This is a genomic window from Sphingobacterium sp. MYb388 (genome assembly GCF_037479535.1).
GTDB lineage: Bacteria > Bacteroidota > Bacteroidia > Sphingobacteriales > Sphingobacteriaceae > Sphingobacterium > Sphingobacterium anhuiense.
Genome location: NZ_JBBGYV010000004.1, coordinates 139,938 through 154,338, shown reverse-complemented (window position 1 = coordinate 154,338; position 14,401 = coordinate 139,938). Strand labels below are relative to the sequence as shown.

Annotated in this window: 12 protein-coding genes; 7 read left to right on the top strand and 5 right to left on the bottom strand. The window is 38.1% G+C overall.

Going from position 1 to position 14,401, the window contains the following annotated elements:
• Complete coding sequence (locus WH188_RS14390) at positions 1-1,395, bottom strand: TolC family protein (RefSeq protein ID WP_339424211.1); 1,395 nt, start codon at positions 1,393-1,395, stop codon at positions 1-3.
• Between the two features lie 87 nt (positions 1,396-1,482).
• Positions 1,483-1,905 carry an HYC_CC_PP family protein gene (locus tag WH188_RS14385; RefSeq protein WP_132768120.1) on the bottom strand — a complete coding sequence of 141 codons (423 nt, stop codon included), beginning with the start codon at positions 1,903-1,905 and terminating at the stop codon, positions 1,483-1,485.
• 479 nt (positions 1,906-2,384) lie between these two features.
• Here WH188_RS14385 and WH188_RS14380 point away from each other — a divergent pair, with 479 nt between their 5' ends.
• From WH188_RS14380 to WH188_RS14360, 5 genes are all read left to right on the top strand, one after another.
• Positions 2,385-3,971, top strand: coding sequence for an ABC-F family ATP-binding cassette domain-containing protein (locus WH188_RS14380; RefSeq protein WP_315395672.1), 1,587 nt, complete (start codon positions 2,385-2,387; stop codon positions 3,969-3,971).
• A 385-nt stretch (positions 3,972-4,356) separates the two neighbouring features.
• Positions 4,357-5,244, top strand: a complete 888-nt coding sequence (locus WH188_RS14375; RefSeq protein ID WP_021188553.1) for a pirin family protein — start codon at positions 4,357-4,359, stop codon at positions 5,242-5,244.
• A 5-nt stretch (positions 5,245-5,249) separates the two neighbouring features.
• Positions 5,250-5,645 (top strand): OsmC family protein, encoded by a 396-nt coding sequence (locus WH188_RS14370; RefSeq protein ID WP_207902349.1) that lies wholly within the window; start codon positions 5,250-5,252, stop codon positions 5,643-5,645.
• A gap of 108 nt (positions 5,646-5,753) precedes the next feature.
• The gene (locus WH188_RS14365) at positions 5,754-6,605 is read left to right on the top strand and encodes a TraB/GumN family protein (protein WP_132768113.1); all 852 of its coding nucleotides are present in this window, start codon (positions 5,754-5,756) and stop codon (positions 6,603-6,605) included.
• Between the two features lie 3 nt (positions 6,606-6,608).
• Positions 6,609-7,025, top strand: coding sequence for a DUF1801 domain-containing protein (locus WH188_RS14360; protein ID WP_339424210.1), 417 nt, complete (start codon positions 6,609-6,611; stop codon positions 7,023-7,025).
• Between the two features lie 167 nt (positions 7,026-7,192).
• Here the strand turns inward: WH188_RS14360 and WH188_RS14355 are convergent, their stop codons facing one another.
• Together WH188_RS14355 and WH188_RS14350 are read right to left on the bottom strand one after the other, a co-directional pair.
• Positions 7,193-8,812 carry an NADP-dependent glyceraldehyde-3-phosphate dehydrogenase gene (locus WH188_RS14355; protein WP_021188556.1) on the bottom strand — a complete coding sequence of 540 codons (1,620 nt, stop codon included), beginning with the start codon at positions 8,810-8,812 and terminating at the stop codon, positions 7,193-7,195.
• A gap of 239 nt (positions 8,813-9,051) precedes the next feature.
• Complete coding sequence (locus WH188_RS14350; protein WP_339424209.1) at positions 9,052-9,840, bottom strand: carbon-nitrogen hydrolase family protein; 789 nt, start codon at positions 9,838-9,840, stop codon at positions 9,052-9,054.
• Positions 9,841-10,084: 244 nt separating this feature from the next.
• On the opposite strand from WH188_RS14350, the gene WH188_RS14345 reads away from it, so the two are divergent.
• Together WH188_RS14345 and WH188_RS14340 are read left to right on the top strand one after the other, a co-directional pair.
• Positions 10,085-11,836: an ABC transporter ATP-binding protein gene (locus WH188_RS14345; RefSeq protein WP_339424208.1), complete on the top strand. Its 1,752-nt coding sequence runs from the start codon at positions 10,085-10,087 to the stop codon at positions 11,834-11,836.
• A 103-nt stretch (positions 11,837-11,939) separates the two neighbouring features.
• The gene (locus WH188_RS14340; protein ID WP_339424207.1) at positions 11,940-13,664 is read left to right on the top strand and encodes an ABC transporter ATP-binding protein; all 1,725 of its coding nucleotides are present in this window, start codon (positions 11,940-11,942) and stop codon (positions 13,662-13,664) included.
• 68 nt (positions 13,665-13,732) lie between these two features.
• On the opposite strand, the gene WH188_RS14335 is transcribed toward WH188_RS14340, so the two are convergent.
• Positions 13,733-14,401 carry a DUF3823 domain-containing protein gene (locus WH188_RS14335; protein WP_339424206.1) on the bottom strand — a complete coding sequence of 223 codons (669 nt, stop codon included), beginning with the start codon at positions 14,399-14,401 and terminating at the stop codon, positions 13,733-13,735.

Here is a 14,401-nt window from a genome sequence, read left to right as displayed (position 1 = left end):
TTAGTGTTGAGTCGCTTTAAGTAAAATCGAAATATCTCCTTGTGCAGATGCTAATAGCAGCATCGCCTGCCAAACATTGTTTTGGGCAATTTCATAATCGACCTCAGCCCTATTGAGGCTGTACAATGCCTGTGTGAAATCAACCAATGTTGTAAGACCATTCTCATACAATGCTGTATGTTGACGATGGGCTAACTGTGAAGCGGTGAGCTGTACTTTTGTTTCTTCAAGATTATCGACCGCATTTTGAAACTGTACTTTCGCTAAATTGGTTTGCGCATTCAGTTCTTTCTCCAATAAAGTATAATCTTGCTTTAAGGATTGGGATTGAAACTGTTGCTCCTTTATTTTACTGTCAAACCGAAAGATATTTGTCAAATTCCAACTCAATGTACCTCCCAAAAGGTAATTGCTACGCTGAATTCCTGCACCTTTAAAATAGGAAGATGAATATGCGGTGTTATCCTGGACATAGTTCCAATCAAAACCTGAACCACGTCCCTGCACCACACCAAAAATATTGATGTTGGGCATTTTATGGCTGTGGATAAATTTTTCAGATTGCGCACTTTCATCAATCTTGCGTTGCTGCAATTCCAATAAAGGATGCCTCGCTACTTTACTTTGAATTTGATCCCATAGCATAATAGGTACACTGGTATTGAATACACTGTCCAGTTCATACGTTTGAAAATCATCGTCCAACAAAACGGCAAGCTGTTTTGAATAGGCCAGCTCTTTATCGTAAGATTTGATTTCTAACGATCTCGCATGAGAGACCTCTGCTTTCGCAAGCGAAACATCAACTTCTGGAATTAAACCACTTGTTGCCCGACTGTAGGTCATATCAAAAAACACCTGGGCACGTTCTGTGTTTTTTCCTTGAACAAACTTAATACGCTGGCTCGCCAATAGATTAAGATAGGACGCCGCAACTTTGACCTGATGTTCAAATATGATCTGATCGACATCAGCAGTTGCAGTCTGCTCCTTTGTACGGGCAAGTGCCACTTGATTTGTTTTTTTGCCAAAGGTGAATACATTCCAATTGACGTTAGCAAAATACAGAGACCCAAAAGCAGCATTCCAATTTTGTTCAGCCAAAGGCATTGAAGTTGCGGCAGAAGCTAAACCTCCATGAGCATACATGGGCCCGTTTTGTGCATTAATCGTTCCATAACTTTGCTGTGCACCCAAGGTCACATCGGGAAGAAATTGTTTGTTTTGAAAAATAGTATTCTGTTCAGCAGACTGAACAAGAGTTCTTTTTGATTTTATTTTATCATGCTGGTCAACTGCACGTTGCAATGCATCAGATAAGTTTAGTACTTGTCCAAAACCCGATGAGTTAAGAGCAAGCATAAAGCCTACTGACGCCATGAATTTAAGATTCATAGACGAAAGTTTAAAAAGTTATATAAAGAATGAGTACCGATTCCTCTTCATTGGGAATGGTAAATGTCAAATTCAATACATGACTTTCTATATTCTATAGATGCAATGTAAGATATAGAGGGGATTTGTCCGGGGAAGTATTCTGTCCGACAGGTAATTAGGATTATTAGAGACATTAGTGATCGATAGTTTATCGAAAACAGCACCTAATGTTCGGTTGGGAATAACATCTCCCCAAATTTTTAGCGAAAAATCAAAGCCAGCTTGTTTACTTGAAGCTTTATCAGTCTTAAAGATCTGCGTTTCTACTTTGCAACAGTTCTTCTTTTTCTTCTCCAGTCCTTTTTCCTTAGAAGCACAGATGGCACAAGGCGTATTGGTATTATGATTGATATTCGTTAAGGTTACTTCTTTCGTTGCGGTTCCCATACAAAAATGCGCATACTGAGCAAAGCCCGAGGACAAGATCAGGTAAACGAATGAGAGGAATATGACGAATAGTTTTTTCATAATACTTGGTGCAAAGCTAGCGCAATAGGCAACTTAGATTTTTATAACATTATGGGTAAATCTTGTAAAACTTTATGAAATTTGCACCGAGCTTCACCCTAATAAAGTACCGTTACGTGATTATACCCTAGAAATGCACCACTAAATAAGATATCTAAACTTTTTCTTTTATGAGGAATATGACTTGCCGTAAAACAGCAATAAGAATACTTATTTAGCTGTAAAGTAAGCACTAGTATAAAATAGAAAAGCCGATGACCCGAAGTGAAATCATACGACTGCAGATTACAAATCTGTCAATTTTGTAGTGCAAAAAATAAACAGCCACAAAAATTTGTTTTCATATCCGCACAAAATTATCTAGATTTGCATCAGTAACTAAAAAGCAACATATCCATGTAATAAATAATTTCTTTTTGCAAAAAATTAATGTGACGCATACTCTATGCGCACGATCGTTCATGCTAAAAAAAGAAATTATGCTTATTTTACAAAACATTTCATATATACATCAGAATAAAGATGTGCTGTTTCAGGACATCAGTCTAAGTTTGCAGGACAATAAAAAAGTTGCTTTGATCGGAAACAATGGTGTCGGAAAATCCACACTGTTAAAGATCATTGCGGGTGAATTAACCGCCGCTCATGGCCAAAAAAGTATTGATGGCACCTTATATTACGTGCCGCAGCTATTCGGTCAGTACAATCATTTAACGGTAGCGCAGGCATTAAAAATCGATCATAAGTTAAGTGCACTTCATGCCATACTTTCAGGAATTGTAACAGAAGAAAATCTAACTGTACTCGATGATGATTGGAACATTGAAGATCGATGCCAGGAGGCATTGTCTTACTGGAAATTAACTGATCTCGCTTTGGACCAAAAGCTAGACAGCCTGAGCGGTGGCCAGAAAACGAAAGTTTTTCTAGCAGGGATCAGTATTCACCAGCCCAAACTGATTTTACTCGATGAGCCAAGCAATCAGCTAGACGCCATGAGCCGTAAGCTGCTGTATCAATTCATCCGTTCTTCATCCAGCACGATGATTATCGTAAGTCACGACCGATCTTTGCTCAATCAACTCGATTCCATGTACGAATTGACCTCTTCTGGATTGATTTACTATGCCGGTAATTATGATTTCTATCTGGAAGAAAAGAAGATGAAACAAGAGGCCTTGCATCATGACATCAAACATGTCGAAAAAGAAATCAGAAAAACAAAGATCAAGGCGCGCGAGACCATAGAGCGGCAACAAAAATTAGATGCTAGAGGGAAGAATAAACAGCAGAAAGAGGGCGTTTCCCGAATCATGATGAATACCTTGCGCAATAATGCTGAAAAAAGCACCGCTAAAATAAAAGATACGCATCATGAAAAAAGTGCGGGTCTATCCCAGGAGTTGCAGAGCTTAAGAAAGGGAATTCCAGATATTGACAAAATAAAGTTTGGTCTAACGGACTCCAATTTACACGCAGGCAAAAAACTCTTTACCGTAAAGAAGCTGAATGGCAATTTTAATGGAAAGCCGCTTTGGAATACAAATTTAGATTTTGAAATCTCAAGTACAGAACGTATTGCTTTAAAGGGAGAAAATGGATCTGGGAAAACAACTCTTATTCAGATTTTGCTCAATAAGATCCATGATTACCAAGGTGAAGTGTATCGTGCAGCACATAAATCAGTGTATATTGATCAAGATTATTCCATGATCAACAATGATCTGACCATATATGATCAGGTACAGTTATTTAATGATACTAGCTTACAGGAACATGAGATCAAAATCAGATTAAATCGATTTTTATTTGGTAAAGACAGCTGGGATAAGCGATGCAATACCCTAAGTGGTGGAGAAAAAATGAGGCTATGCCTATGTTGCTTAACAATTCAGAATCTAGCACCCGATCTCATCATTATGGATGAACCGACTAATAACTTAGATATTCAGAATATTGAAATATTGACTACCGCTTTAAAAACTTACCAGGGTACCATATTGGTCGTATCTCATGATGAGTACTTTTTACAGGAGATAAATATTGAACGAACCATCATGCTCTAGTTGATTTGAACTCATAAAAATTGGCTTTTCGACTCCACCTCAGACCTATTGTAAGTGGAGTCGAAAAGTTATCTTTTTCCTAAAGTAACGTATGATTACTGTACCAACACGCTTCATACAAAAATCTGGCATTGTTCTTTTATAGGCGACATATCATGGATAAACTTCCTGAATTTTAAATAAATTGCTGGTTGCCGTCATTTTCTTAATCTAGATCAATGATATAAATAAAACAAGTACTTATCTTTAACAGAAGAACGAGGCGTTCTCTGGCATGTGTTTATCAGTATCCCTAGCGATAACCTATTGAATATGGTTTTGCTGACACCAAAACTAAAATACATGACAACTGTTTCATACAATAAGATTTTAAAATAACATAGCTATGTCTAACATTGGTATTATTATAGAAGAGCGGGCCGCAGATATCGGCAATTTTATGGTTGGTCGTTTATTGCCTTTTCGTCAAAAGCGCATGGTTGGGCCCTTTACTTTCATTGATCACATGGGGCCTGCGGCATTAAATGAATATGAAAATCTCGATGTCGGTCCGCATCCTCATATTGGCTTATCAACCCTAACCTATCTTTTTGAAGGAGCAATTATGCACCGCGATAGTCTAGGTACAGAAATGGAGATAAAACCCGGAGCGGTAAACTGGATGACTGCGGGTAAAGGAGTAACCCATTCTGAGCGTACTCCCGAATACTTAAGACATACCGATAAAGTGTTACATGGCCTTCAGATCTGGGTAGCATTGCCAAAAGAACTTGAAGAGTGCGAACCATCTTTTGAACATACTAATGCCGAAGATTTACCGCATTGGGAAGATGAAAATGGGGTCAGCTATACCTTAATTGCGGGTGAAGCCTTTGGAAAAAAATCACCTGTATCTGTATACAGCAAACTATACTTCATCGAAATTAAATCGAAAAACAAGGCAAAGATCAGCATTGGCAACGATTTATACGGCGAATCGGGTCTTTATATTTTAGATGGTACCATTACAGATAGCGGAACAACATTTGAATCTAAACATTTATTGGTCGCTAAAGATGCTAAATTATGTGAATTTGAAATCGGTGAAAATTCAAAAATCTATATTTTCGGAGGAGAACCTTTACCCGAGGAACGGTATATTTTATGGAATTTTGTGAGCTCCTCCAAAGAAAGATTAGAACAAGCAAAGCAAGACTGGATCAACAATAGATTTCCAGAAGTTCCGAATGAAACAGGAAATATTCCACTTCCAGAATTTTATTTAAACAAATAAACATCATGAATAGCGCTAAAGCTACTATCGGTATAGATAAATATAAAACAACAGTAACTGCAGGAAAAAACAGCATTATTGTAGACGAACCAGAAGAAAAAGGTGGACTTGACCTCGGATTTCATCCGCAGCAGTTATTAGCGGCATCTTTGGCATCCTGTACAGCCATTACTTTAAAAATGTATACTGACCGAAAGGAATGGGATATCGGACCTATCAATGTAGAAGTTGATATTGAACAGTCAGAAGATAAAAAAGAAACGAAATTTATCAGAAAAATTAGCTATCAAGGCAATCTTGATGATAAACAAAAGGGGCGCATTGAAGCGATCGCCAATGCCTGCCCCATTCATAAAATACTCCTTTCACAAGTAACCGTCGAGACGCGAGTGATAGCGTAAAAAAATACCTCAAAAAGCTTTATAATTTAATTTATAAAGCTTTTTTGCTATCACGCTGTAACATTTTATGCTTTTCACATACTTATAGTGTATTAAAAACTTATTTATATGAAAAAAATATGCCTTATGGCTATCATAGCCTTTATCGTAGCCACCTTTACTGTTCACGCACAAGATAATACCGTCCTGTGGAAAATATCAGGAAATGGATTAAAGAAAGACTCTTATTTATTGGGTACGATGCACATTATGTGTGAGGACGATTATATATTAAAAGATAAAGTTAAAAACCTAATCCCACTGGTAGATGTTGTGACTTTCGAAGTAAATCTTGCATCAGAGGAAAACAAAGCACTAATTCCTGAAATGATGAAACCTGACACGAGTTTTCTGAAAGGATTAAGTCAGGGTGAACTATCAAAAATTGATAGCATTCTGATTTCCCAGGGCCTATCCGTCAAAATGTTAGAGATGATGTCCCCTGCTGTCTTTGTTTCTGTCTTGAGTTTAAAATCAATGAATTGCTCCGACCCTAGAAATGTCAAAACCATGGAGGCGGATATCCAGACATTAGCAGCGTCAGCGAACAAAAAAATTGATGATTTAGAAACACTGAAATTTCAGATCGACATGTTAAACAGTATGTTTAAGGCATCCGATTTACTAAAATACCTTGAAAAAATTGATGAAATGCCAGCTGTATCGAATAAGATGGTCACTGCCTATAAGGCCGAAAACCTAAAAGATTTGGAAACAGTAATTTATGACAGCAGTTATATGTCCAAAGAAGAACAAGCTGATTTCTTAACGAAACGGAACAACAATTGGATCAACAAAATGCCCGCTAAGATGACGCAATCTTCGCATCTATTTGCAGTCGGTGCAGGACATCTGGTTGGCAATGAAGGTTTATTGAAACTCTTAACTGCGAAAGGTTATAAGCTCACTCCTATCTTATAAAATATGGCGAAGAACAAAACAGTGCCCACAGATGAATCTGTTACGCAATTTATTGAACAGATACCTGACCAACAGAAAAGGGTCGACAGTTATAAGCTGATCGAAATTATGGAAGAGATTACAGCACAGCCCGCAACTTTGTGGGGACCAAGTATCATTGGTTTTGGCAGCTACCATTACAAATATGCCAGTGGCCATGAAGGCGATGCGCCTTTGGTCGGTTTTTCTCCAAGAAAACCTGCGATATCATTGTATCTCTATACCTGTGATGATGAACAAAAATATGATCTTGAGCAACTCGGGAAATATAAAATGAGCAAATCCTGTATATACGTCAAACGGCTTTCTGATATTGATGAAGCTGTTCTCAGAAAGATCGTAGAGGATGGTGTAACAGCAGTAAAAAAGAAATATAGTTAACAGTAAAAGGCGAAAGATAATCTTTCGCCTTTTTGATAGTTACCGTTCTGATTCCAAGCTATTTTCGTACAAGTCTGTACTTAAATTTGCAAAGGAGACGCCCCGATTTATAACAATAACACACAGCTATGCTTCTCCCGATCGGGATGAGCATAGCTGTCATATCGTTAAAATATATACTTGGTGCTTAAGAAATTAGATCTATTTTCACTCACAATATCATTTAACAAATCTTTGTTGTGCTCTGTATTTTTAGTAGCAACTAATGATCGGATAGAAAAAGATCTTAGCGCATCGACAACAGACAACGTTCCTTCAGCACTATCTTTTCTTCCTGTAAATGGAAAAATATCCGGTCCACGTTGACATTGGCAATTGATATTTACACGACTTACTTGATTGACCAAAGGATCGATCAGAGAAGAAATAACAGCCGCATTATTACTAAATATACTCACCTGCTGTCCGTGAGAGGATCCGATTAAATATTCAATTGGTTCTTCCAGATCATCAAAAGGAACAACAGGAACAACTGGACCAAATTGTTCTTCACGGTATAATTTCATCTGCTCATTGACAGGATAAACAATAGCCGGATAAACAAATGACTCCAATACTTCACCACCATTCGGGTTGATCACTTTCGCTCCGAACTGTTTTGCATCTTCAATACACTCTGTTAAATAAGCTGGTTTATTCACTTCAGGAAGCGGTGTAAGTGCTACTCCACTCTCCCAAGGCATACCATACTTCAGTCGTGACACTTCTTCCGTCAGTTTTTTCAAAAATTCCTGAGCTAGACTACGGTGCACATATACGATTTTAATCGCAGTGCATCGTTGACCGTTAAAAGATAGCGCACCCAATACTGTTTCTTTGACTGCAAGGTCTAAGTCAGCATCACGGGTTACTATAGCCGCATTTTTGGCATCTAATCCTAGAATTGCACGCAAACGGTTCACTTTAGGATGAAGCTTTTTTAACTCATCAGCAACTCTGCTTGATCCGATCAAAGTCAGCACATTGATCTTGCCAGATTGCATCAGTTGAGGTACGATTTTATTTCCTCTACCATAAATGGTATTGACAACTCCTTTAGGAAAACTAGAACGGAAAGCCTCTAACAACGGATAGTGTAAAAGAGTACCATGCTTAGGTGGTTTGAATAATAACGTATTACCCATGATCAAAGCGGGGATCAACGTTGTAAAAGTTTCGTTCAGCGGGTAATTAAAAGGTCCCATGCAAAGTACCACACCAAGTGGCGATCTTCTCACTTGGGCAATAATTCCTTGCTCGATTTGAAAGCGGGATGAATCGCGGTCAATATCCTTTAAAGCGTCGATAGTGGCATAGATATATTCAACGGTACGATCAAATTCCTTTACAGAATCTGCATACGACTTACCGATTTCCCACATAATCAATTTAACAACAGTATCCTTTTGCTCTAACATTTTATGTGTAAAACGCTCAACACAGGCAATTCTGTTGGCAACACTCATCGTCGGCCATTCGCCACGTCCGTTGTCAAAGGCATTTACAGCAGCATCTAATGCTTCCATCGATTCCTTAACTGTACATACCGGGTAGCTACCGATGCGCTTTCGCTGAAGTCCGTCTTTTGTCTGTATACAAATAGGCGAAAAGACTTCGTTCACCTCTCCTGCCCAAGGAAGTAACGCTCCATTTGAAAGGAAAACACGTTGATCCAATTGTTCAGCTAGATTAAATTCTGACGGAATATCCGCTTCAGAATAAAAAATGCTCTTTAGGTCTAAGTTCATTTTTCTTTTTTAATTTACTTTATTTTAATGAAAAAGGTTAGTGGTAATGTTTGGAAAAACAAATTACTTTGATAAAAAAAATATATATTCCCTTATTACTCTATCATAAAGGTATACAATTAATTTAAATTTTGCTAATATAATTGTGTATTTATTACACTATCTATAACAAAGTTGATTTTTTTGAATTAAATCAGTATTTCAGATACCGATAAAATTGAAAGACAGTACTTAACCTTTTATAAATATAAATTGCTTTTGAATCTTTTAGCTAGCATTCCTGAACCTTTGGCTGGATCGATATCAACAATTAAAACACCTGCTTCTCCATACTGCTGATGCTTAACACAGGAACCATCCGGTGCAATTACAGCTGAAGCAGACTCTTGATAAGTGGAGGCATAATTGACACTGGCAAAGTAAATGGTATTTTCCAGGGCACGCATCATCATGGCCTTTTCATAATAGGGATTCTCCTTCGCTCCGAATGTATGATAGTGTTGACCTGCTTCATTACTGCCTGTTAGATGCGGATGAAACACGATATGAGCCCCATTGCATGCACTCCATCGCACAGATTCGGGGTAACGAAAGCCTTCATGACAGATCGTTATTCCAAATTTTAATCCGTTTATTTCAAAAACCTTACGCGCCACTCCTGCTGTCCACAGTTCATCTTCGCTTGGATCAAGCTGATTTTTAGTCTGATAACCTAAAAGCTCACCCGTACCCGATATGACATAAGCCAAATTATAAATACAATCGGCAATATATCCGTCCATTGGCAATACAAGCGCAATGTTATGCGATTTTGCAATGAATTTTGCTTTTTTCAAAGCCATCTGTAATGCTTCAGGAGTACGGCTTTCAAAAGCATAACCCATACCTGGATAGCCCGGTATAAATGATTCGGGGAAACAGATAATTTCCGCACCTCCGCGTGCGGCATCGCCTGCAAATTTTTCGAGCAGTTGAAGGCCATGATCTATTGAACTAGGGAAAGGTGGTGATGCAAGTGCTATTTTCATGATCGTTGCTAATGGAAGATAATAGTTAACATGCTGAAGGTAATAAATATTCAGTAACAAAGGCTTACATAAATATAAAAAAAATAAACCCTGATCGATTTATTACGTAAGAAAAACTTCTCCCTTTCAAGGACTTTTTACTCCCTTTAACAGACTTCCCGGATTAGCTTAACACACTATATTTGCCCAAACAGTAATATTATGTAGAACTATTCTTAATAATAGTTACCATAACACGAATCAAATGAAAGAAGAAAAAAATAAAAAAAGCGGTATCGCCCGTCTGCTTGAGATAGCCGGCCGAAAAAAGGGTTTATTATTTGTCTCAGGATTTCTATCCGTCATGCATGCCCTACTGAGCTTAGTGCCCTATGTGCTTGTTTTTTATATTATCCGTGAACTCACGAAAGAAAACATCAATTTCAGCTTAGTCAATACCTATATCATCTATGCTATTTTAGCGGCCATAATCAGTATGCTTGTATTTTTTCTATCAGGCGTATTATCCCATATCGCAGCGTACAATATATTATTTGAACTGCGTAAATTTATCACCGCTCAGGTCGGCAAACTACCGATGGGTTATCTCAATAACCGTAATTCAGGAACATTAAAAAAAATACTTTCTGATGATGTTGAACGCATTGAAAATTTTATCGCCCATCAAATACCCGATTTTGTAAAAGGTATCGCCTTACCCATCATAACGATTGTCTATCTTTTTTTTCAGGACTGGCGTCTGGCTGCAATCAGCTGTGTCCCACTTTTAGTTTTAGCCGTTATGCTACCAAAAATGTACAGTGGGAGAAATAAAAAACTGATTCAGGATTATCATCAATCCTTAGAAGAAATGAATGCCGGTATTGTAGAATATGTCAGAGCTATGCCTGTCATGAAAATATTCGGTCAGTCTGCAGAAACATTTGACAAGTATGGCAACACCGTAAAACGGTTCAATAAATTTGTGGGCGAATGGGTTAAAAGCAGTACGCCCGGTTTCGCTATATTTATGAGTTTCACGAGCAATGCGATGTTACCGGTATTGGCTCTCGGACTGTATCTCTATTTTCAAAATGGTGTAACTCTAGCCACGCTTCTATTGTTTCTGATCTTAGGGACAGGGTACATTAAGCCATTGTTTGCCCTCAATAATATGGGTATACAAATATCCATCATCAATCGCGGTGTTGAACAGATCGATGAACTGCTGTATACAGAACATTTACTTGAAAATACAGTTATACAGCCCCCTATCGACTACTCCATTACATTTGAACATGTAAGTTTTGCTTATCAAGACAAAAACTGGGGACTTCAAAATATTAATTTTACAGTACCTGAAAAAACAATAACAGCTTTGGTCGGCCCTTCGGGGGCAGGAAAAAGTACCATCGGACAATTGCTCGCCCGCTTTTGGGATGTCACCAAGGGTGAAATACGCATCGGCGGTATTGATGTCAGAGATTATCCTACAGAACAGCTCATGCGTCTGGTTTCATTCGTATTTCAGGATAGCTTTATGTTTCAGGATACCCTATATGAAAATATCTGTATGGGTATGAAAAAAAGCCGTGAAGAGGTTGAAGATGCGGCAAAAGCGGCGCAGATACACGATTTAATTTTGACCTTACCCAATGGATACGACACCTTATTCGGACAATCCGGTGTACATTTAAGTGGTGGTGAGCAACAGCGCTTTCAATTAGCCAGAGCTATTCTTAAAGATGCGCCTATCTTAATTTTAGATGAAGCAACAGCATTCGCTGATCCCGAAAACGAAATCAAAATACAACAAGCATTTAGTCAGTTGATCAAAGATAAGACGGTATTAATCATTGCGCACCGATTGAGTACAATTACAGATGCGGACCAAATATTAGTTTTTGATCATGGTGAATTAATCGATAATGGAAAACATGATGAATTACTGGAAAACAGCGCCTTATATGGACGCATGTGGAATGCCCATACCAGAGCAAAGGAATTTATGATCTAGTGCACATGGGGAATTTCGCCTCATAAAATTCCGCCTCATCGTTCACATGATAAGGGCAATCATTCATTCAATTTATTACAGCATACAATAGAAATCAGTAAACATGATAAAGAACCTAAAATACGTTACCGCTTTTAACAGAAAAGATACGCGTAAAATCATACTTTGGGAAATACTCCATAGCCTGTTCATTGCCGCTCCATCAGCAATTTTACTGGTCATCATATGGGAATTGTTTTCTCCTCAACCCGATGTACATAAAATATGGACGGTAGTAGGTCTTATGGCTGTCATGCTGGTCGTGCAATTTTTTATTGCATCGCAGTCTATGGTCAGATCCAACTTATGGGTCTATGACCTGTCCACAAAACTTCGTATTGCCTTAGGAAATCGCATCCAGAAATTTTCCCTTGGTTTCTTCAAACAACGTGATCCAGGGGAAATTGCATCCATTGTACTACAGGATGTATCAAATTTTGAAGGTATTTTTGGGCATAGCGTTGGAAATCTGGCTTCTGCTATTTTTGGAACCACGGTGCTTTCTATTTTCCTATTTATCTATGATTGGAGATTGGCGCTTTGTCTTTTAGCAGCATTGCCACTCATTTATCCCTTTTTATATTTGGCCAATTATTTCGTCAGCAAATTAGGGAAAAAACAAATAACGGCCCGGAATACTGTTGGAGCAAAATTTTTAGAATATGTACAGGGCATACGACATTTAAAGTCTTATGGATTAACCGGTGAGAAGCATAAGGGATTAGAAAATTCATTTGAAGATCTGAGAAAAAAAAGTATCCGTATGGAGGCTATTCCCGGTCCGTTTGTTGTCACAGCAGGCATTGTTTTCGAGATTGGTTTTATTTTGATGGTCGCTTTAGGATTATACTATTTATCCAACAATACCATCACCATTCCCGTATTAATTACGTTCCTCATTATGGGCTATAACTTATACAACCCACTTAAAGTGGTCATGGTCGATTATCTGGTGCTTCGATACATGAATGAAAGTCTCAACCGTATTGTTGCTATTATGGAAACACCGACCATGGAAACGGGAAAAGAAGCTCTCCCCAATCGATATGATGTCGTATTCGACAATGTTAGTTTTGGTTATCAAAATAAATTAACCGTTCAGAATCTGAGTTTTACTGTTCCTGAAAAATCAATGCTCGCTTTGGTAGGCCATTCCGGTTCTGGAAAATCAACAATTGCCTCGCTCATTGCCCGTTTTTGGGATGTCAATACCGGCGTTATTAAAATCGGCGGCATAGACATTCGCAATATTCATCAAGATCAGTATTATACACTTATCAGCGAAGTATTTCAAGATGTATATCTCTTTGACGACACTGTTTATAACAACATCAAAATTGGTAAACCCGACGCAACCCTAGAAGAAATCATTGATGCGGCGGATAAAGCACAGATACTGGATTTCGTATGGGAATTTCCGAAAGGGATGGATACCATGGTGGGTGAAGGTGGCAGTAAACTTTCAGGAGGTCAAAAACAGCGCATCAGCATCGCCCGTGCCTTATTGAAAAATGCACCGATTATACTGCTGGATGAAGCCACAGCAAGTCTCGATCCTGAAAATGAAATTTATATCCAGCATGCCATACAGGAACTCGTAAAAGCTAAAATTGTAATTGCACATAAGTTAGCTACCATTAAAAATGCAGACCAGATCATTGTATTGAATAATGGCGGTATTGCAGAAAAAGGAACACATGAAGCATTAGTGGAACAGGATGGTATTTACAGAAAAATGTGGGAAATACAGCAGAAATCAAATGGATGGAAAGTGAATAAGGATAGTTAACCTGAAGAATTTAGGAAAAAAAAGACCTCATGAATCATGAGGTCTTTAACACAATTTCACTGCATCAACTATTTAATTTTTATTATTTCTGAATAGACAGCTTGATCTCCAGCATTTGCCCGAACACCTACTCTGGCAAAAAGAGGTCCGCTTCCACTCACTTCTTTTAACTGGCTGAGATCTTCTGATAAACTGATCTCAATTTTACCATCTTGATAATCCTTTCGGAAAATATTTGTGGCATCATCGACAAAGGCCGTACGGCTAACCAGCAGCATATAATAATTGACACTTGCATTGTCAAAAACCTTGTTGATTGTAAAACTGCTTGATAGCTTTTGGTTGGCATCTAAGGATAACTTTACATTCTCAATGGTGTAATAAGGAGTCACTTCATAATTGACAGTCGTGCTCCCTTTCAATTCAAATCGAACGGTATCGGTACTGTTTAACCAAGGGCCATTATTATTAGTGGCGATTAGTTTATACTTGCCATCAAAAATTTTAGACTTGAAACTTCCGTCTTGGCCTACGTAAACCTGAACTGGAGCATTGAGTTCAAATCCTTCTTGGTAAAGCTGTAATTTAACAACCTCACCTGTCCCTCTGACCCCAATCGGCTTTCCTTTATAGCTAACCTGCCCACTTATTGTCGAAGTAGGTTGGTCATAATTATCTTTACCACAAGCAGAAAACAGTAATGACAGTACAGTCATAATAATCAATATATTTTTCAT

Bases quoted from the DNA above. Each gene is read 5' to 3' on its own strand.
- WH188_RS14390 (WP_339424211.1), bottom strand. From the start codon at position 1,395: ATGAATCTTAAATTCATGGCGTCAGTAGGCTTTATGCTTGCTCTTAAC.
- WH188_RS14385 (WP_132768120.1), bottom strand. From the start codon at position 1,905: ATGAAAAAACTATTCGTCATATTCCTCTCATTCGTTTACCTGATCTTG.
- WH188_RS14380 (WP_315395672.1), top strand. From the start codon at position 2,385: ATGCTTATTTTACAAAACATTTCATATATACATCAGAATAAAGATGTG.
- WH188_RS14375 (WP_021188553.1), top strand. From the start codon at position 4,357: ATGTCTAACATTGGTATTATTATAGAAGAGCGGGCCGCAGATATCGGC.
- WH188_RS14370 (WP_207902349.1), top strand. From the start codon at position 5,250: ATGAATAGCGCTAAAGCTACTATCGGTATAGATAAATATAAAACAACA.
- WH188_RS14365 (WP_132768113.1), top strand. From the start codon at position 5,754: ATGAAAAAAATATGCCTTATGGCTATCATAGCCTTTATCGTAGCCACC.
- WH188_RS14360 (WP_339424210.1), top strand. From the start codon at position 6,609: ATGGCGAAGAACAAAACAGTGCCCACAGATGAATCTGTTACGCAATTT.
- WH188_RS14355 (WP_021188556.1), bottom strand. From the start codon at position 8,812: ATGAACTTAGACCTAAAGAGCATTTTTTATTCTGAAGCGGATATTCCG.
- WH188_RS14350 (WP_339424209.1), bottom strand. From the start codon at position 9,840: ATGAAAATAGCACTTGCATCACCACCTTTCCCTAGTTCAATAGATCAT.
- WH188_RS14345 (WP_339424208.1), top strand. From the start codon at position 10,085: ATGAAAGAAGAAAAAAATAAAAAAAGCGGTATCGCCCGTCTGCTTGAG.
- WH188_RS14340 (WP_339424207.1), top strand. From the start codon at position 11,940: ATGATAAAGAACCTAAAATACGTTACCGCTTTTAACAGAAAAGATACG.
- WH188_RS14335 (WP_339424206.1), bottom strand. From the start codon at position 14,401: ATGAAAAATATATTGATTATTATGACTGTACTGTCATTACTGTTTTCT.